The 19,661-nt window shown below is 45.0% G+C and carries 20 protein-coding genes; 2 read left to right on the top strand and 18 right to left on the bottom strand.

Annotated features, from left to right (window positions below):
* Window positions 1-61: 61 nt before the first annotated feature.
* The 3 genes from QFZ80_RS02205 to QFZ80_RS02195 all read right to left on the bottom strand — a co-directional run bounded on the left by QFZ80_RS02205 (window position 62) and on the right by QFZ80_RS02195 (window position 4,119).
* On the bottom strand, window positions 62-1,387 hold the full coding sequence (locus QFZ80_RS02205; RefSeq protein ID WP_307557024.1) for an ABC transporter substrate-binding protein: 1,326 nt from the start codon (window positions 1,385-1,387) through the stop codon (window positions 62-64).
* A 75-nt stretch (window positions 1,388-1,462) separates the two neighbouring features.
* Entirely contained in the window at window positions 1,463-2,797 is a 1,335-nt protein-coding gene (locus QFZ80_RS02200; protein ID WP_307557022.1) for a glycoside hydrolase family 125 protein, read from the bottom strand.
* A gap of 191 nt (window positions 2,798-2,988) precedes the next feature.
* Entirely contained in the window at window positions 2,989-4,119 is a 1,131-nt protein-coding gene (locus QFZ80_RS02195) for a GntR family transcriptional regulator (protein WP_307549282.1), read from the bottom strand.
* 209 nt (window positions 4,120-4,328) lie between these two features.
* On the opposite strand from QFZ80_RS02195, the gene QFZ80_RS02190 reads away from it, so the two are divergent.
* A complete protein-coding gene (locus tag QFZ80_RS02190) occupies window positions 4,329-5,072 on the top strand; it encodes an SDR family oxidoreductase (RefSeq protein WP_307549284.1) in 744 nt (247 codons plus the stop codon).
* A gap of 72 nt (window positions 5,073-5,144) precedes the next feature.
* On the opposite strand, the gene QFZ80_RS02185 is transcribed toward QFZ80_RS02190, so the two are convergent.
* The 4 genes from QFZ80_RS02185 to nikR are packed head-to-tail and all read right to left on the bottom strand — an operon-like array spanning window position 5,145 to window position 7,939.
* The gene (locus tag QFZ80_RS02185) at window positions 5,145-5,330 is read right to left on the bottom strand and encodes a hypothetical protein (protein WP_307557020.1); all 186 of its coding nucleotides are present in this window, start codon (window positions 5,328-5,330) and stop codon (window positions 5,145-5,147) included.
* 39 nt (window positions 5,331-5,369) lie between these two features.
* A complete protein-coding gene (locus QFZ80_RS02180) occupies window positions 5,370-7,016 on the bottom strand; it encodes a copper resistance CopC/CopD family protein (protein WP_307549287.1) in 1,647 nt (548 codons plus the stop codon).
* Window positions 7,017-7,027: 11 nt separating this feature from the next.
* A complete protein-coding gene (locus QFZ80_RS02175) occupies window positions 7,028-7,432 on the bottom strand; it encodes a DUF2203 domain-containing protein (protein ID WP_307549288.1) in 405 nt (134 codons plus the stop codon).
* Window positions 7,433-7,483: 51 nt separating this feature from the next.
* The gene (gene nikR / locus QFZ80_RS02170) at window positions 7,484-7,939 is read right to left on the bottom strand and encodes a nickel-responsive transcriptional regulator NikR (RefSeq protein WP_307549290.1); all 456 of its coding nucleotides are present in this window, start codon (window positions 7,937-7,939) and stop codon (window positions 7,484-7,486) included.
* Window positions 7,940-8,094: 155 nt separating this feature from the next.
* On the opposite strand from nikR, the gene QFZ80_RS02165 reads away from it, so the two are divergent.
* Window positions 8,095-8,976: a PhzF family phenazine biosynthesis protein gene (locus QFZ80_RS02165; protein ID WP_307555741.1), complete on the top strand. Its 882-nt coding sequence runs from the start codon at window positions 8,095-8,097 to the stop codon at window positions 8,974-8,976.
* A 78-nt stretch (window positions 8,977-9,054) separates the two neighbouring features.
* On the opposite strand, the gene QFZ80_RS02160 is transcribed toward QFZ80_RS02165, so the two are convergent.
* From QFZ80_RS02160 to QFZ80_RS02110, 11 genes are all read right to left on the bottom strand, one after another.
* A complete protein-coding gene (locus QFZ80_RS02160) occupies window positions 9,055-9,393 on the bottom strand; it encodes a DoxX family protein (RefSeq protein WP_307549291.1) in 339 nt (112 codons plus the stop codon).
* Between the two features lie 175 nt (window positions 9,394-9,568).
* Window positions 9,569-10,027, bottom strand: a complete 459-nt coding sequence (locus QFZ80_RS02155) for a MarR family winged helix-turn-helix transcriptional regulator (RefSeq protein WP_307549293.1) — start codon at window positions 10,025-10,027, stop codon at window positions 9,569-9,571.
* Between the two features lie 148 nt (window positions 10,028-10,175).
* On the bottom strand, window positions 10,176-11,807 hold the full coding sequence (locus QFZ80_RS02150; protein ID WP_307557018.1) for a PAS domain-containing sensor histidine kinase: 1,632 nt from the start codon (window positions 11,805-11,807) through the stop codon (window positions 10,176-10,178).
* Window positions 11,808-12,062: 255 nt separating this feature from the next.
* Window positions 12,063-13,820: a response regulator gene (locus tag QFZ80_RS02145; protein WP_307557016.1), complete on the bottom strand. Its 1,758-nt coding sequence runs from the start codon at window positions 13,818-13,820 to the stop codon at window positions 12,063-12,065.
* Window positions 13,821-13,871: 51 nt separating this feature from the next.
* Window positions 13,872-14,246 carry a response regulator gene (locus QFZ80_RS02140; RefSeq protein WP_307549298.1) on the bottom strand — a complete coding sequence of 125 codons (375 nt, stop codon included), beginning with the start codon at window positions 14,244-14,246 and terminating at the stop codon, window positions 13,872-13,874.
* A 159-nt stretch (window positions 14,247-14,405) separates the two neighbouring features.
* Window positions 14,406-14,783 carry a gamma-glutamylcyclotransferase family protein gene (locus QFZ80_RS02135; protein WP_307549301.1) on the bottom strand — a complete coding sequence of 126 codons (378 nt, stop codon included), beginning with the start codon at window positions 14,781-14,783 and terminating at the stop codon, window positions 14,406-14,408.
* A gap of 17 nt (window positions 14,784-14,800) precedes the next feature.
* Window positions 14,801-15,631 (bottom strand): sugar phosphate isomerase/epimerase family protein, encoded by an 831-nt coding sequence (locus QFZ80_RS02130; RefSeq protein WP_307549303.1) that lies wholly within the window; start codon window positions 15,629-15,631, stop codon window positions 14,801-14,803.
* A 45-nt stretch (window positions 15,632-15,676) separates the two neighbouring features.
* A complete protein-coding gene (locus tag QFZ80_RS02125) occupies window positions 15,677-16,654 on the bottom strand; it encodes a Gfo/Idh/MocA family protein (protein ID WP_307557014.1) in 978 nt (325 codons plus the stop codon).
* A gap of 103 nt (window positions 16,655-16,757) precedes the next feature.
* Entirely contained in the window at window positions 16,758-17,588 is an 831-nt protein-coding gene (locus tag QFZ80_RS02120) for an AraC family transcriptional regulator (protein WP_307549305.1), read from the bottom strand.
* 155 nt (window positions 17,589-17,743) lie between these two features.
* On the bottom strand, window positions 17,744-18,031 hold the full coding sequence (locus tag QFZ80_RS02115; protein WP_029194044.1) for a CD3324 family protein: 288 nt from the start codon (window positions 18,029-18,031) through the stop codon (window positions 17,744-17,746).
* Between the two features lie 827 nt (window positions 18,032-18,858).
* Window positions 18,859-19,620 (bottom strand): LamB/YcsF family protein, encoded by a 762-nt coding sequence (locus QFZ80_RS02110; RefSeq protein ID WP_307555742.1) that lies wholly within the window; start codon window positions 19,618-19,620, stop codon window positions 18,859-18,861.
* Between the last annotated feature and the right edge of the window lie 41 nt (window positions 19,621-19,661).

The raw sequence follows: 19,661 nt of genomic DNA, 5'->3' as shown, positions 1-19,661 counted from the left end.
GATGCCAAGAGAATTCCCCCTTCCACAAAAAGGGAGGGTTAACCCTCCCCCACATTTCTAATTACTTCCCTGCAGCGTTCTGATCCAGCAGCTTATCACCTTGCTCTTGCCCCTTCTTGAGCGTCGTGGCTGCATCCTGCTTGCCTTGAATAAACAGTTCAATATTCGGCATCAGACCGTCGCCTTCCATAACCGAGTATCCTGGATGCTGTGGACGAATCTTCGCGAATTCCAGGGTATCCATGAATGGCTTCCAGTTCGGATCGTCCTTGAAGAACGGATCCTGCAGCGCCGGTTTAAAGCCTGGCAGGTTTAAGCTTGTTTTCGCCCATAGCAGCGTGTTGTCTTTATTCGCTAACCACCACTTCTCGAATTCCCATGCCTCGTCTTTATGCTTAGAGCCCGCTGGAATAACGAGACCGAAGCCGCCCATTACGCTTCCTTTAGCGCCGCCAGGTCCAGTTGGTGGAGGCACAACACCGAAATCAAGATCCTTGCCGTATTTCTTATAAGTCGATAGCATCCATGGACCTGTATAGGTCATAGCTACTTTTCCGGTCACAAAAGCATCGGTGCCTTCGCCAAGACCTTTTTCAAACCCAACCTTATACACCTTATCTTTATTGATCAGCTTATCCCAGAAATCCAACACTTGTTTGCCTTGTTCATTATTGAAATTCGTTTTCTTCAGATCGCTGGTCAGCATAGAGCCGCCTGCTTGCTGCAGCCACATATTGAACAGGCCATTATCCTGCATCGACATACCGGAGCGAATCAGCTTATCGCCTTCCCATACCGTTAACTGCTTAGCTGCGTTTTGCAGATCATCCCAGGTTTTCGGCGGCGTCAGACCTTTCTCAGCGAACAATTTCTTATTATAAAACAGGGCGCGTGCATCAACCGTCAAAGGAAGACCATACAGCTTACCGCCAGAGGAAAGCTCCTTCAAGGCTTCATCGTAATAATCGCCACGGTTAATATTGTCTTTCTTCAAATAATCGTCGATTGGGTGAAGCACGTTTTTAGATGCATACAGCGAAGTACGCCATCTGTCCCAGAACATAATATCTGGTGAGCCCCCTGATGTAGCCGCTGTTAGAAACTTCGTGATCATATCTTCCTGCAAAACATATTTAACTTTGATCTTGTCTTGCGATTTATTAAAAGCATCTGCCATCATCACAAACTGCTTTTCGCCTTCACCGCCCCAGTCTCCCCAGAACGTAATTTCTACCGGTGCTTTGGTGGCGGCTGTCGATGCTGCCGGTGCTGTCGTGGTCTCAGGCTTTTTGCTTTCAGCCGTTTGATCCTCGCCAGTTTTTGTACTGCATGCTGCCAAACTGAACGTGAGCGAGAGAGCAGTTAAAACGGTCATCCATTTTTTCATGTTTCTTCCTCCCTTTTTAAGTAAACGTTACGAGTGCAGTTGCTATGTTAAAAGGGGTTCCACCCCCTGAATAACCTAGGATGAGTGCGATGCGTTCACGCGATCTTTCAGCAGCTTCTTAATCGATAAGCCACATACGTCTAATACCAACTCACTGAACATGGAGTTCGCCCAAGAGAACCATGGCCGCGTATATTGCGACGGATCGTCCACGTGGAAGCCCTCATGCATCAATCCCGTTCCTGCATCAGTGTCGGCCAATAAATCAAGGATACGAAGCTTCTCCTCCCTGCTTGAAGCCGTAAGACCTTGAACCGCAAGGGATATATGCCAAATGTAGCGATCCGGCGTATGCGGACTGCCGATTCCCTGAGCCGCTTTGCCCGAATAAAAGTAAGGGTTTTCATTACTAAGTATAAAGCTGCGTGTATGCTGATACATGGGATCGGATTCAGCAGCATATCCCAAGTAAGGAATGGAGAGCAAACTGGGTACGTTGGCGTCATCCATCAGATTGTAGTTGCCAAGTCCGTCCGTCTCATAAGCGAACATCGTACCGAGCTTGGGATGCTCGATCGTTCCGAATGATTCTATTCCCTGTTTAATCTCAGCGGCCAGCTTAAGCGATTCATGGCTGAGACTGGCATCCTGCCACACCTGCTCTGCGATTTCAGCGATATAACCCAGCACCACAACGGCAAACATGTTTGCGGGAATCAAATATCCGTACGAACAAGCATCGTCGCTAGGGCGAAAACCTGACCAAGTCATCCCTGTATAGCTAACTGGACTCCCCTTTCCATCTCTTGTTAACGTGTCTGTCGGAGGACAATGCAATCGCTGGAAGCGATAAGTAGACTTCGTCTCATGGTCTTGTTCAACGCGCCAAAGATTCAGTATCGTATGAACAGCGGATTTGTAGGCATCATTAAAATGTGCGGTTCTTCCCGTTGCTTTCCATAGTAAATAACTGAGCTGAATAGGATAACATAGCGAATCGATTTCGTATTTACGCTCCCAGATCCAAGGGCTCATTTGGGTCAAGTCCTGCTGATGACCAGCGTTGGTTGGCTCCATATTGAATGCATTGGCATACGGGTCAAGTTGAATATATTGCATTTGCCGCTTAACCACACCTTCAATCATATCCGCCAAGCTGGAATCCTCATTCGCCAGAAGCAGATAAGCTCGCACCTGAGCCGATGAGTCACGGAGCCACATGGCTGGTATATCACCGGTGATTACGAAAGTTGATCCATCTTCTAGGTTTTGAATCGTTGTTTGATACGTGTTGGAGAAGCAATCGCGGAACATGGCAGCTAGCATCGGCCGTTGTTCCTTCCGTAATTCGTTACTTACCTGCTCAATGAGTTTACTCATCGATGCAGGCAACTTAGCCTCATTCGTCATCGGGTTCGCTCCTCTCTATTCCGATAAATAAACCGCTTACATTTACGATTATATTGGTATGCATACAGTATGTCAATATATATTTATCATACTATTTATATACCATTTAAATCATATGATATACCAATTAAAAAGAGACTACTAGATTAGCAGTCTCAAGTTTCGATATCCATGATGATTTATTCACCATATCATTTGGAGGGTCCTGTTGACTCTCCAATGATTAGTTTGGCGTCCAGACTTATTTTATTGGCAACCTTCTCGCCTCGCTTCAGCTTTAGCACATTCTCTACAGCGAGCTTGCCGATTTCTTCTTCCGCTTGGATCAGATGGGTAAAGCGATAGCCGCTGCCAAGCGTCGTAGGAGGGCTATCAAAACAAATAATTGAAATATCCTCAGGTACCTGAAGTCCCATTTGTTCCACAGCAGCCTTGGCTAATAGAGCAATGTTGTATTCCATGGCGAACAAGGCGGTAATTTGCGGATTGCTTCGCAGGTGCTCTTTAATCATATCGATATCTTTATCCATATTAGGTGAATGAAATGAATTTGGCAGCGTAGAGGTGATGTCATCTAACCAGAGCGACCGGTCAACCATGACTCCGCGTTCCGCATGAGCTCGCACGAAGCCTTCAATGCGGTCCTCAATAGCTGTTGTATCCATAGGCGGCGGCGTAAGCAAGCAAATCTGCTTATGTCCCAAATCAAGTAAATAGTCAGCACCCGTGCGAGCAGCGGTTATGTTATCTGTACTAATCGAAGCTGCGGCTACCCCTTTGAGATGACGGTCAACAAGAACTAAGGGAAATTGCTGTATGACCAACTTAAGAAGTTCATCATTATAGAATTCCCCCTGTGCAGGAAACACAATAATGCCATCCACGCCTAATTCAAGAAACGATCGTATGGCTTTTACTTCATTCTCAGGCACACCAAACGATCTGCGCAATACTAGGAAGCTATCGTGCTCAGCGGAAGCCTGCTCCATGCCATAAATCATCTCCGTACCGAAGGTATTGCCGAAATCCGTTATGACTAAGCCAATCAAAGTATGCTTGGTTCTCTCACCCAAAGACGGTCCTTCAGACGCAATTCCCCCTCCTTCCATGACAAAGGAGCCTCTCCCTGGCTTACGCACGATGAGACGTTCTTCTGCCAGCATCTCTAGTGCCTTTTTACTCGTAATACGGCTCACGTTATATTCATCCGCCAGTTCCTTCTCGGAAGGAACGCGGTCTCCAACGTTATATTTACGTTGTATAATTTCTTCACGCAGCGTTTCGAATATTCGCTCGTAAATGGGTCTCGAATCCGTTGACAATGCTACCTACCCCCTGCACCCAACCAAATGCTATATCATACGATAACATTAATATATCATGATATACGCATTTTGGATAGAGTCCGGAACTTGATGACAAAAATACAATATTGTCACTTGATTTTTGTTTCTAACCTGTTATAATCAAATCAATATCAATCAAGTTTAAATCAACGGATCTGTATGAACCAATATGAGGAGGAACTACAATGGAGAAAAAATTAGAAGGTAAAGTAGCGTTAGTCACAGGAGCGTCTAGAGGAATGGGACGTGAGATCGCAGAGGAGTTGGCTCGAAACGGAGCCAAGGTTGTTGTAAACTACGCCAGTAATCCAGCGAAAGCTGCAGAGGTCGTTCATGGGATTGAACAGAACGGTGGAATCGCAACAGCCATTCATGCTGATATTAGCCGCGTATCTGACATTGAGCTCATGTTCCAGAAAACAATTGAAGCCTATGGCAAAGTAGATATTCTTGTCAATAATGCAGGCCTCATGATCACTAAGCCTATAGCTAATATCACAGAAGAAGATTTCGACAAGCAGTTTAATGTCAATGTCAAAGGTACCTTCTTCGCTTGCCAACAAGCAGCCAAATACTTAAGCGATAATGGCCGAATCATTAACTTCTCAACTTCTGTCCTCGGTAGTATGTTCCCGACATACAGCGTTTATGCCGGTACAAAAGGAGCAGTTGAACAGTTCACTCGCCAACTTGCGAAGGAATTTGGCCCGAAAGGAATTACGATTAACGCAGTAGCCCCCGGTCCAGTAAATACAGAACTCTTTACAGTTGGAAAAACGGAAGAGCAAATTGAAGGTATCCGCAAAATGAACTCTTTCGGGCGTATAGGTGAGCCTGATGATATTTCAGGCGTTGTCTTATTTTTGGCAAGTGAAGAATCCCAGTGGATAACAGGTCAAACGATCCGCGTCAATGGCGGGTTTATCTAGCCAAAGCGAATGGCGCGGCAATAATCAACGCAAAAAAGGGGCACAATGTGCCCCTCCCTACATAATCCATCACTATTGGATGGCTTGTTTAATACGTTGTAAAGCCTCGATCAGATCATCAATCTCTGTTTCATTTAAACGAATGGTTACATAATTAGGCGAGATGCCGCCATCGTTAATCTCCAGCAATGCCACCTCATCCTTGTCATCAAATTTGACCGACAAATTTTCTTTATCGAGTACTTGAATCCATGCCATTACCGCCACCCACTTTCAACCGTCATAATTTCAAACAATTTAATACACCATGAATTCTTTGGTGTACACCGTTTCATTATCATCCGCATCCATGACACGCATCTCTAATTCCCAATTGCCTCGGAACGGCAAGTATGCCCCCTGAGCTTTGTAGCTGAACTTCACAAAGCCGTAAGATTCTTCTTGAGTGCTATCCTCGTACATGGTTATTGGCACAGAAATAGGCGCCATTTCTTTATCGTCTAAATAATGAAGCAGCATGAGCACCTGCTTCGGTTTCCCTGCTTTTTCCGGGAGCCATACTTTCCCTACAAAGGTATTGGTTCCCTGGATTTTAGGCGTAATATCGGCAGATACATGGACCTTTTCACCCATCTGATGCCATTGCAGCGGCTCGTTGACAGGAATTGGCGCCATATAAGTGATGAGCCCTACCAACAGTACGATAATGACCATAAAGGTAAGATCAACCTTTATCCAGAGAACGGATTGTTTGGACTTCTGTTTGCGCAAATTAAGCCGAATAATAAAACCAATGAGTACAACAAGGGCAACAGCACCAATTTTCACAAGCAGCAATATTCCCCACGAAGTGTATAGCAAGTAACTTAAGTTTGGCAGGAACAACAAGACGGATAAGGATCCGGATAGCGTAAGTACAAGGATGGAGATCAAAGCCATTTTCGAAAATCGCTGCATATAGGAACTGACATCATCGCTTTTCTGACGCCATTTTGCATAGAGCAGCACTAATCCCCCAACCCAACATGCTGCTCCGACCAGGTGAATAAAATCTAGCCCGATTGTTGCCCATAAGGGAGTAAATGAAGCCGCGTGACCGCTAAAGCTTTTCACCGCTAGTAAACACAATGGCCATAATAAATCTAGCCACTTCCCCCTACCTATAAGTACAAATCCAAGGAAGGATAACACTAGCAAAAGCGCCCAGGAAATACCGATTGAGGTTGCACTAAATAGTTTCCATATCTCTTGGGCCCCACCGCCACCGAGTAGAGCTTCGATATGTGTGAAAATGAGCAGCAATAGGGCTACTAGTTGTGCACGCTGGAGATTGAGAGTCCAATTTGAAAGTGATTTTCGGGAATCTTTCCCGCTTGCTCCCAACATCCTTAACCAGATAACCCACCCAGTCAGCGCCAACATCATCAAGTACCACAGTCCGCGAGACGCATATTGTAGTAAATCTTTTGTTGTTAACTGACCCGTTCCATGATTGTGCCCCCCATATACAGAAGGCAGATCGAGAGCTTCTTCTTGCGGTGGATTGCCAATCGTTATCGGATAACTCCCTGCAACGGGGTGCCCGTCTGCGGAAATGACGTGATAGTTGATCAAATAAAAGCCCTCAGTTAACTTCGGCAGATCAAGAAATATACCTGTCTGCTCTTTGTTCATATAAGCTTTATTACTCGTAATCTCGTCACCATTATGATCCAATACTTTGATATAGAAGAGTCCTGCATCTAACTGTTCATTAAAAGTAACGGATATTTGAGGCGGTGAGCTTTGAAGCTTGGTGCCCGCTTCAGGTTGAGCCTGCACTAATGACGCATGAGCAGAAGCTGTCTGGGGAACAACAACTGCGTTCAAGAGAATTAAGGCGAACATGCATACAAACAATAAGGGCAAAAAGCGTTTGGCTGTGTAACGTAAAGATCTTTGCATACGTATGTCCTCTATTCCGAAATCGGTTTACGTCCAGCAAATCCATCCTGTTTGCCATGGTAATAACGAATTCTATCCTCTCCCTGTTTCCAACAAAGCAGTACTTCCTGTCCTTCCATCAACGCCGGAAAATCGACAAGACCTGTATCTATATCCTTGAGTTCTACACCCGTAAGCTGAAAATTTTGAATAAGCCCGCGCGCTTCGATTTGAAGGAATTCCAGCTCTGCTTCCATGACGAAAAACGGATCCTTCTCAGCGCCGGGTTTCTCCGCATGCTCGTTTTTCTTGATACGAAGCTCTGTATATTTTTCCTCAAACTGGATCTTCAATGCTTGCATTTTCTTCAATTCCTGATTAACAAACGGGAGCATTTCATTAGCCTCTTCTAAACTGAACCACTTTTTAACCGACATATCGCACCTCCGTGCCTTAATTTTATCAAAAAAACAAGACGTCTACGAATTCTACAAATGGGAATCAGGATGCTCATGCGAGTGCCCCTGCTCGTCCACATGAGTAACAGATAACTCCGCATATCCTACACCTTTGAGTACTTGAATTCGCTGTTGAAGCTCTCTAAGCTTCTGTACCTTACCGCGAACAACTAATATTTCTAAGCATTGTTGATGGTTTAAATGGATATGCATCGTTGAAATAATCGCATGGTGGTAATCATGTTGAAGTTCCATCAAGGTAATCGGCAAATCGCGAATATGATGGTCATACACCATCACGATCGTACCGGCAACGGTTTCGTCGGGTTGCATGCTGCTAGACGTTAACAGCGCTTTGCGCGTAAGATCACGTATAGCTTCAGATCGATTATCATAGCCCTGCAAGGCAATGAGCCGGTCATATTGCTCAATGAGAGATTGCGGCATGGAGATACCGAAGCGCACCAGATTTTCTTTGTCAGACATCCGCCCACTCCTTTTCGTGTAACATTTCCTATACCCTTACTCTAGCAGAAAGCAGCTCTGTCGCAAACCTTACCCGGCGCGAATTCGCAAAATAATCACAATATGATAAGGTGTATTCATCTATACATTCATTCAAAGGAGTGGGAATCATGTCCATACAGCCATTATCTTTTTCGATCGTTGATGTATTTGCCGAGCATAAATATGAAGGCAATCAGCTCGCCGTATTTCGTCATGCTGCCCACCTATCCACAGAGGAAATGCTTTCCATTACTCGCGAGATGAACTTCTCCGAAACAACGTTTATCCTGTCGGAAGAGCCTAATAATGGTGGATATGACGTGCGTATCTTCACCCCGAAAGAGGAGGTATCGTTTGCTGGTCATCCGACTCTAGGCACAGCGTACATCATTCAAAAAGATATCATAGGACACCCTGTCCAGCAAATTGTGCTTAACTTAAAAATCGGTCAAATACCGGTCACTTTTGATGAAAAGAATCCCGGCATGGCTTGGATGCAGCAGAAGCCGCCTATATTTGGAGAAATTATCGATCTAGATACGATCGCAGCCGTTCTAGGAATTCCAGCTTCGTCCATTGATTCACGCTACCCGGTTCAAGAGGTTTCTACCGGCCTACCAGCCCTTATTGTCCCACTAAAAAGCTTGAAAGACGTTCAGCGCTGTAACGTTAATCGCGATCTATATTTCCATCTTATTGAGAAGCTTTCAGCTAAAATGATTTTAGTCTTTTGTCCAGAGACTTATCAGGCATGCAACTCTTTAAATGCCAGGGTGTTCGGTGACTATTTTGGTGCTCCCGAAGATCCGGCTACCGGAAGTGCCAATGGCGATTTGGCCGGATATTTGATTAAATACCGCTATTTCGGCAATGAATCCATCGACATCCGCGTTGAGCAAGGCTTTGAAATCATGCGTCCTTCCATTCTTTATCATCGGGCATCTCAGAAGGATGATCTCATCTCTATTCAAATCGGCGGTAAAACCATATATACAGCAAAAGGCGAGTGGGTATAAGCAAAATAACAATAAAATGCCGGATCCTAATGAATAGGGCCCGGCATTTATTGGTTCAAACATGACAACAAATACTTCTCAATTTATGAATACGATAACCAACGTAAGGATTAATAAAATAATAGGCATACCTATTTTTGATACAGGATCCTTAATACGTAGATGGGTTATGACGGCTCCAGCCATAATAACGGCCAACAGCAATCCGCCAATAGCAATAAGACTGTCGTTCCAAATCCCTGCAACCAGGAGTGCGGCACCGGCAATTTCGAGCAAGCCAGTGATTACCCTAAACCACTGAGGCATCCCGTAACGTGTAAATTCATCCACCATTTGCTTTGAACCGAGCTTAGAGGCTCCAAACATCAGAAACCCAAGTGCTAAAATGATTTGAATAATAATAGATACCATATTCATCTAACTACCCCCTTTTTTACCTAATCATAAGTAACCTATGACTAGATATCCTAACAATATTATAAATAAATACTAACATTAGGATATTTATTTGTCAACCATTTTCAAATAGGCATTTAATTGAAAAAAAGTTATCCAGTAACGACTGGATAACTTGAATTCGATTGGTATTGTCTTATTTATCTTTACTGAGTTCTTGTGCTCCAAATCCTAGTTTCTTTAATAGATCGATCATCAGAAGTTTTTCCTCGTTGCTTATAAAGGAGAAATTCTGAGTTATAACGGCTGCATGTTTCGGAAAAATCTCATTAAATAGGGTTTCACCCTTCTCAGTAAGAGCGACATTGGAGGTTCTTCTATCCGTAGGACTTGATTGTCGTCTTACATAATCTTTCTGTTCAAGTTTATCTACCACGTAGGTAATACTCCCGCTTGGAATACTAAATATTTCACTAATCCTTTGAATAGGATGAGGACCTTTGTTGTAGAGGAGCTCTAGAATCATAAAATGGTCTGGACTGATTCCATGACTTTCGATATCTCGTTTGGTATTATCAGCAATAGCTTTGGAAGCTTTACTCCAGATTCGGAATAATCTTAAATCAAGCTGGCTTTGTTCGTCTCCCTGGTACATGATCGTTCCTCCTTTGGTGTAAATCCTTTCGTATTCTTCACTACTTCAAATTGTAATAACACTATGCTAACTTTAGGGTAATTTGTTTGTCAAGTCATCGGATTTTTCAGAAAAAAAAACTCCTCTTCAGGAGTTCATTATCGCAAGCCTATTTATTCGGATCTAAAGGTAAAATTAGATCAACCGTTGTTCCTATACCGATCTGACTCTTTATATGAAGACTCCCGTGATGTGCTTCAATGATTTTTTGGCTCACCATTAATCCTAATCCGGTCCCTTTTTCTTTTGTCGTATAAAAGGGTTCTCCTAACATCGCTATTCGTTCTTCAGAAATTCCACACCCCTGATCAATAAAACGAATAACGATTGTATCGTCGTCTACCTTCATAAGAATTTCAATAGTACCGCCATCTATCATTGCTTCAATTGCATTTTTAAGAATATTAATAACGACCTGTTTTAATTGATTTTCCTCACAATTGATTAACGGAATGTCCGAATCAAACGTCGTATGAATCTGCACATCACTAAGAATTGCTTGTGTATCAAGCAGTGAAATCACATCTTGAAGAATCTTCCGAAGATCCTTCATTTCAAAACTCACTGCTTGCGGCTTAGCAATTACCAAAAACTCGCTAACGATATAATTGATTCGATCCAATTCTGCTAACATGATTTGAAAATACTCATCATAATTATCCATTTTTGTTTGTAATAATTGGACAAATCCTCTAAGAGAAGTTAAAGGATTTCGAATCTCATGAGCAACACCTGCGGCAAGCTGACCTACTACCGATAGCTTTTCTGATTTAAGCAGCAGCTCTTCTGTCCTCTTACGTTCAGTCATGTCTTTCGCAATGCCATAAACACCATCGATCTTATCATTTATGATAATAGGAACCATCTTTAAGCTTAAATCGATACTATAGCCTTTTTTATTAGTGATGGCGACTTCTGTGTTGTTTGATTCGCCTTTTGCCGACTCTTCAAATAGATTCAATACTTTCGATTGATCACCGTCTACCATTAAATGACTAAAGGTTTGATGAAGCAGCTCTTCCTGCTGGTAGCCCGTAATCTTTTCAGTAGCAGAATTCATATGTAGTATTTGTCCATTTAAATCTAATACAAATATGGCATCGGGGTTATTCTCAACAAGTGACTTATAACTCTGCTCTCTTTCTTCGAGCAAACGTTGGGATCGTTTACGTTCAGTGATATCCCTACATATAAGTTGTACTGCCGGTTTACCTAAGTAAATAATAGGTACTGCTCTGACCTCTACATCAATTACTTGATGGTCTAAGCGAAGAAATTTCTGCTCAATGGGAGCTATCGATACCCTCCCCTCTTCAATCATCCTAATTCGTTCCTTGGCAAAATCGTTATAATCGGGATGCACCAATTTCATTACGGGATAATCAATAAGTTCCTCTGGGCTAGCTGCCCCAAATATTTCGGCACCAGCAGGATTGATATAGATTATTTTCCCTTTACTGTGAACAACTAACGGTTCTGGTGAGTGTTCCACAAGAATTCGGTATCGTTCATCACTTTCTGTAAGAGCCATTTTCAAACGTTTTACCCACAAATATAGAACCAATGCGGTGAGAAAAACATAAAATAAACCCTTAGTTGAATGAATGGTGATTACCCCTGATAAGTTAAGTATGTCTATAAATTTATCCGACAGGATAATCCATAGACTTCCCACAAGCAAATAGACCAAAGAGATTTTAAAAGGAGTTCTAAGATTTAGTGCCTTTGACCAATTATGCATATATTTCTTCCTTAACCTTCCTTTTTTCACTCAAACTGAACAAACAGGATCATTTACTAGCGGCCATTATATGTAGACGAATTTGATTATAGCATTTATTATTCAAAAAGATTATTGGATATTTATTACATTTGATAAAACCTCAAACAAATAAAAAGGAGTCGCCGACAAGCAACTCCTCCACTTGATTAAGCGAAAAAAAAGCTGCTCGCCATATAAATGGGAGAAGCAGCTTTGAGTTCTTTATTTGTTTTTTCACACTAATTTCATTAACTGTCTCACACGAACTTCCAACTCAACGAGCGAGAACGGCTTCGTCATATAGTCGTCAGCTCCCATTTGAAAGCCTTTGGCTAGATCATCTTCCTTCTTCTTGCCTGAAAGCATAAGTACCTTCATGTCCCGAACGGTTAGACGTGGATCCTTCTTTATCTGCGACAACAATGAGAATCCATCTAACTTCGGCATCATTCCATCGAGAATACAAGCATCATAGGAATTGGCGAGCAGTAAGCCGAGCGCGACTGCACCATCGGCAGCATGGGTAATTGTAATCGGTAAATGCTCTAAATGCGAAGTGAGAATCGCTCGTAAAATCGGATCATCATCCACAATGAGGAGATTTTTCTTATCAATTTGCGGACTGGCAGCCAACTTACGAAACTCTGTTCCTTCCTCCTCGACCGAAGCGCTAACAATCCTATCCTTGCCTTGTTGCTTAGCTTGATACATCGCATCGTCAGCCTTGGCCACCCAATCCGCAACCGTCATCCCCTCATGCCACTCTGCAACACCTGCTGAGAAGGTAACAGAGAAGGTTTGACCCTCGTACTGCGCAACTGCATTTAAACGCACTTTATTAAGTATGGATTGCATGGTTGCAACTACCTGCTCTACTGTTGTATTCGGAAGGGCAATAACGAACTCTTCGCCGCCAAAACGTGCCAACAGGTCTGTCGAACGCAAGTTCACTTGCAGCAAATGAGCCAAGCCTTGGAGCACCAAGTCTCCGACGTGATGCCCATAAGTATCATTGATACGTTTAAAGCAATCAATGTCTATAAAAACGAGCGAGATTGGTGCCGGATAGCGCTCAATACGCTGTAATTCCATACCAATCTGAAGATCGAAATAGCGGCGATTGAACACCCCGGTTAACGGATCGCGGAAGGCAAGCTGCTCGAAATTTTTTGTTCTTTTGAGCAATCCATAGATTCTTGCGGCCAATTCCTCGTACTGAAAGGGCTTCGTCACATAATCATCGGCTCCCAAGTGAAAACAGCGGACTTTATCATTCAAATCGTTACGTCCCGACAATACAATAAGCGGTAACCATTTCAATGTAGGATCCTCTTTGAGAAATTCAAAAAGCTCATACCCAGACTGAGGATGCATCATGAGATCAAGCGTCACTAAATCATACGTATGTTCACGTAATAATTTCATGGCGCTCTCCACATCTGCTGCTTCATCAACAATACAATCATCGAGTTGAAGACGGCGTGTCAAATAAGAGCGCAGCACCTCGTCGTCATCTACAAGAAGCAATCTACTCTTCATGGATCTAAGCAAAGAGCCGCCACTAGGATCCTGCTGTTCGTCCATCTTGATTTCTGTCACGCCGATATCATATTCCATATTCATTTCACGAAGCGAATGTATACTTCGTTCTGCGCTTTCTATGATCGGGTTGATCGCCAAGAGCAGCCCCTCTGCGTCATTATCCATGGATTGCGTCCATTCCCAGGCTCGAACCATATCCTCAGCCAGCTTACCGATCCTGACATAACCAAAAATAGGCGCACTGCCTTTAAGCGTATGTACGATGCGGTAAAACTGTTTTAAATCACCGGCTGCAGGCACTGACCGAATCGTATCAAGCAGCGAGTTAAGCTCCCTAAGCTGCTTTTCAAATTCACGAATAAACAACTTTCTGCCTTGTCTTAGAATTCTTGCATCTCTATCCGATTCTGACTTGGAGTCCTTCAACCCCTCTAGATTCGTATTATTCATGACAGCCATTCACCCTTTTTTATATATAAAATAATCTCTATATTGTTCGAACTAACGTTGTAATAATTGTCCGACCGTATCGATTAATTGAAGAGGGCTGAATGGTTTAACAATATAGGTGGTTACGCCTGCTGCTTTGGCTTTTTCTTTGTCCTTCTCTAAGGCCTTAGCCGTCAGCAAAATAACCGGTATATCCCGATTGGCATTATCGCTATGTCGCAGCCATTCACAGACTTCAACACCCGTCCGCTCCGGCATCATATAGTCAAGTATGATAAGATCGTAGGTTTCCTTTTGCAATTGCTCCATCGCTTGTTGACCATCTTCAACTTCCGAGATGGCATAACCTTCATCAGAAAGAGTTTCAGTAAGCAGAAAACGTAGCGCGATTTCGTCATCTGCAAGTAAAATTTTATAAACAGACATGGCGTTCTCCTCAACCTGTAGAATTACCACCAATTATAGCATCTAGTGTCGAAGCAAGGAACTAAAATGTTCCAAGTTTTACTATGAAAGATAAGGATTAAATTTAAAATGTTAACAAAAAAGAGCCAACAGAATTCTATCCTGTCGGCCCTTCCTTTCTTATTTAGCTTTCCACGATCCGCTCGTTATTTCACTAAGGCCGCTGACATCTTGCCAAATATATACCCAACCTTCTCGTGAGCCTTTCACGTCAGTAATCCATACGCGTTCATACTCATTGGAATGACCGGGTCCGTAATAATCTTCCAAAATGTCCATGGCCTTCAGTCCTGCTTCCGTGACCTCAAACCATTCACCGACAACGATATTTTCTTGCGATTCCTCATGTTCGGTAGGCAAAGCAAGTGCGGGGTAGTGACCAACATCGTACAAACGGCCGCGAACCGCACCAGGCTGAACGGAGAGCACAAAAGGCTCCGCAACATAGTGGTTGCTCTCTCCTACTAGAAGTGTCCCATAGACGAAAACTGAAATCATATACTCACTCCCTGTCGTTACCGCGGAGCTCCGCCAAGAATAATATCCAAGTGCCGAGAAGTGTCATACACTGTCTGCAGCGGACTTTCTGCGTACAGACCGACTTCAGCCGTCACTGTATCGGTATACCCGATGTCCTTTAGCGCCGATCGGACTGCCGTCCAATTGACATCGCCCGAGAGCAGCGGGACAAAACCATGACCGGTGCCTACACCTGGTCGGTAATCCTTGACATGCACTTTGAATATACGTGAACCAAGAATTTTGATCCACTGCTGCGGATAACCGTTATGCAAAATATTGCCTACATCAAAATAAACGCCAAGATAAGAAGATTGAAAATCGTCGACATAAGCACGCATTTCAAGCGGCGAAAGCAAAAATTTGTTCCACACGTTTTCGATGCCAATGCGAACGCGACGTCGTTCTGCTTCTTTCACCAGCAAAGCGAGTTCAGCACGGCTGCGGTCGTAGCACTCATCATACGAGGTCTCCTCGTTGACGGCTCCAGGTACGACAAGCACTGTATCGATACCTAGCAGCTCCGCTAGCTCCAGCTGTTTCTCGACAACGCGACGCCCCTGCTCTCGTACAGACGCGTCCGCCGAAGATAGCGGAGTGTGCCACAGCAGAGAGGTAGACAAGCTTCGCAGCTGAATACCGTACTCTTTTGCCATGCGGCCAATCTCCTCTGCCTCCGTCGCAGTCGTCTCCATGGTCAAACCAACACCGCCTAATGGATTGACATTCAGCTCAACCGCGTCATAACCAGCCTCACGGCTAATCGAGAATAGCTGCTGCAGCGGCAGCCCTTCAGGGAAGCACCATTGATTTACTCCTTTTAACATGCCTTAACCTCCTTCATGTATTTCAAAATGGAAACATTCGTACTCTTATGCTGAAGTGATCGTTATCGCTTGCTTCGCAACGGCCGAATCATTCGCCGCCAGTGTAACCTCGAGCGTCGCTGCCGCTTCGCTATAATCACCGAGCACTAGCTCCTGCCGTCCTGTTTTCACTGCTGCGACAAACGCCCGATTTTGCTCGAGGTAAAAATCCATCTCCGACGTCAAAGTCACGTCTTGCGTATCATCCACAATCCGAACCGTCATACCGCTAATTGACACGTAGAAGTCATGCCCGAAAAACTCCACATCCCCGCGTCCAATTTTACGGGACAAGCTTGTATTGCTAATCGTGCCTAGCGCCCCACTGCGCAGCCCGAAAGATACGATGCCCACATCATACACAGTTGCCTCTGGATGGATCCGATGGATGTGTCTCTGCTCATAATTCGCTTGGACGTAGTCAAACTCACCGGCCAAATAACGAATCAAGTCCACTTGATGTGTCGATTGCTCTACAAGTTGACCGCCCGAACGTTCCATAAGCCTCCACCAACTTACCTCCGGCATACCGCCAATTCGGTACGCGAGCACCATATCTACTTGCTTATCAGCCAAATACTGCTTTGCCTTCTGCACAGTGTCCAGATAACGCAGGCAATAGCCTGACGAATGGATGATGCCCGATTCTCGAATAATCTGTTCTTTACGACGTACCTCCTCCATATGTAAGCCGATTGGTTTCTCCGATAACAGATGTATGCCCCGTGCTGCAGCCGCTTCTTCAATCCCTTCCCTAGCAAAAGGTGGCGTGCATATATAAAGCGCATCGATTACCCCCGCGTCCATCATTTCTATCACAGTTTCGTACGTGTTTGCGCCGAAAGTTTCAGAGATCTCCCTCGCCCGATCCGCGTTCATGTCGCATACGGCCGTAATCACTGCGTCATCGATTTGCTGCAATGTTTTCATATGGTACTCTGCCATGCCGCCTACACCAATAAATCCGATTCTTACTTTTTCCATCCGTCGTGGCCTCCCTATGTGTTTACGTTTACTCCACTAGCATATCGAATCAGAAAGCTCTTGTATTTAGGGAAACCGAACCGCAATTTACGCAAAACGAAGGCTAGTCCAACATCGAACCGTGCTGCAACCGTTGACTTTTCCGCCAAGCCGTAGGCGGGAGACCCTCTTGTTCCTTAAACCACTGTGAAAAAGAATGCAACCTGAAAAAGCCTACCTGCTCGGCGATTTCACGCATATCCTTCTCTGTTGAGCTAAGCAGCCATTTTGCCTCCTGCAAACGGCACTGCTGCTGATATTGCTTTGGGCTAACGCCATACATTTGTTCAAAGACACGGCGAAAGGCGGGCTCCGTAAAACCGGCCATCTCTGCCAAATCAGAAATGTGAACAGATTCCTGCACATTTTCACGCATATAGTCAGCCGCTTTCGTCACCGTCATTCCCTGCAAATCCTGCTGCGAGTGTTCAAGCAAAAAAAGCAGCAGCACTTCCATCCATGCCGAATAATTAGCTTGCTTCTCCTTTAAGAACGATGCTTTCATCCGCAACCACTCCCGAAACAATCGCTCGAATCGTTCTTTGTCCAGTCGGGATAAAGCAAGGAATAAAGGCGATCTATCTGCACCGCCTCCGTCGCCAGTAAATCCGCTGCCTCCGAGCTTCGCGATCAGCTCCATCGTACGTGACGTTACGCCCTGCAGCAAAATAACCCCAAATCTCACATTCGTAACAGCTTCAAATCTGTGTGACATGTCTGAAGGGATAATGACGATATGCCCTGCTTCCATCCAGCTTCGCCTCGACCACTCGAACAAGCACCGTCCTTCTAGCACGATACTGACTTCAACGGCCGAATGACGGTGAAATCCATCATCATAAAAATCAGCATCATGTGTGCCGATAAAACTGCGGATATCCAGCTCATCTTGCATTTGTCTTGCTCCACCTCCAAAAAGCGATCGGGCGCTTGCTAACGTTTTCTTACTTTTTAATTTCAAGAAAATAAAGGGCATTTCCTTCAATTTGACAGCAATCTATACTAGGCAGGCTTAACGAAAAAAAAGCAGCACCTCTAGGGATGCTGCTTCTATGCCTGATTAGCTGTTAATTCGCGTGTTTTCACGATAATTTTGCGGATGCTGTCTTCCGATAAATGAAAGACTTTGATTAGTTCCATTACGGTGGAACCAGTTTGGTACAACCGGAAAATTTCTCGATTTCTACGCTCGATGATAATACGTGTTCCGTTATTTTCTCCCCATCCAGCGCGCTTCTGCTCTTTCTTAGGGATATATACAATTTCACCTTGGATATATTCTTGTAATTGTTTTAATAGGTTAGGGGGAAGAACGTCTTTCCCGTTCTTGTAACTCATGGATGAAAACCTCCTCAAATTGTCGAGCAAAGTTAAACTTTGTCTGATTTGCAGAGAGTATCTTCATCGCCCCATAACCTCCTACCATTCTCGAAAAATGGAATAAAAAAAACACGATCATAATCGTGCCTGTCGGTTGTATATGCAATTATACACTTCAGGTGAACGGTTATTCCACGAATGATATTCAGTTAGGAGACGAGTACCTCTGCGGCGGCCGCAACATTCATCGCTACTGTCATTGTGTTCATTAAAAAGCACTCCTTTCACCAGATAGTTTAATTTTTTGGAATTGGGTGGAGAGCAAATTCTCTCCTAATTAATGGTGTTCACTATGTGTTCACATTCTCATTATATGTAAAAAGCATCTCGCTGTCTACTCATTCAGGAAAAATATGCGGGGGCCTAGCGACCCCCGTTTGGAACGATGGACTCTGCTTACGCAGAGACCACCTCTGTTGTTGTTGTAATCACTTTGATCACTCCTTTCCGAAGTAATTAGCCGGCCGGCTACCTCTATATTTACTCATATTTCCAGCTTGTTCTCAAGTGAAAGAATAGTTATAAAGATTCTTTCCTAGGTGGCAATGATTGGATGTCTGATCGTAACCTGGGATCCGCGGTGTATCAGTCGAAGTGAAGGTGGTTGATTATCCAGATGACGCATTAACACTGAATATAGCTGGAGGTTTTCCCGTTAATGCATTTTCATCGGTATCCTAGTGAAATTAACAGGAGGAATTCCATTGTTTATCCTACAGGTCTCCCGTATTCTGAATATCTTCGGACGACTAGAGTTCCTGTTGCGGTGTGGGGAAATAAGCTGACTAATGCCCGAGCGCCATCACTGCGATGCCGCTGCTGTTTAGCAGCGCGCGGATGTCGCGCGCGAACTCCACGGCGTGTGCACCATCGCCGTGGATGCAGATCGTGTCCGCGCGCATGCTCAGATCCTCTCCCTCCTGGGAGAGGACCTTCCCTTCGCGGACGAGCCTTACGACCTGCGCCGCAGCGTCGGCGGCGCTGAAGAGCAGCGCCCCCGGCTGATCGCGGGGCGTTAGCGTGCCGTCCCGCTGGTAGCTGCGGTCCGCGAAGGCTTCGCTCGCGGTCCGCAGCCCCGCGGCGGCACCCGCCCGCAGCAGCTCGCTGCCGGGCGGGCCGAACAGCGTCAGCTCCGCGCTGACGCTGGCGGTCGCAGCCGCAATGGCCGCGGCGAGATCATGGCGCTTCGCAGCCATGTGATAGAGCGCGCCATGCGGCTTGACGTGCTGCAGGCGTCCGCCTTCGGCGTGGACGAACGCCTGCAGCGCACCGAGCTGATACAACGTCAGCTCGTATGCCTCCGCCGGCGTGATCACGATCTCGCGCCGGCCGAAGCCCTGTAGATCGGGTAGGCCCGGATGGGCCCCGATCGCAACGCCCTTGCGCAAGCACCGCTGCACAGTGCTGCGCATGGTTGCGGGATCGCCTGCGTGGAACCCGCAGGCGATGTTGGCGGAGCTGACGAAGTCAAGCAGCTCCTCATCCCGCCCAAGGCGATAAGCGCCGAAGCCTTCACCCATATCACAATTCAAGTCAATACGCAGAATTCTCACTCCCAGTCCTTCTATTTTCCAGCCCTTCAGCTCTC

Source organism: Paenibacillus sp. V4I7 (assembly GCF_030817275.1).
Lineage (GTDB): Bacteria > Bacillota > Bacilli > Paenibacillales > NBRC-103111 > Paenibacillus_E.
This window is presented reverse-complemented; position numbering and strand designations above follow the sequence as displayed.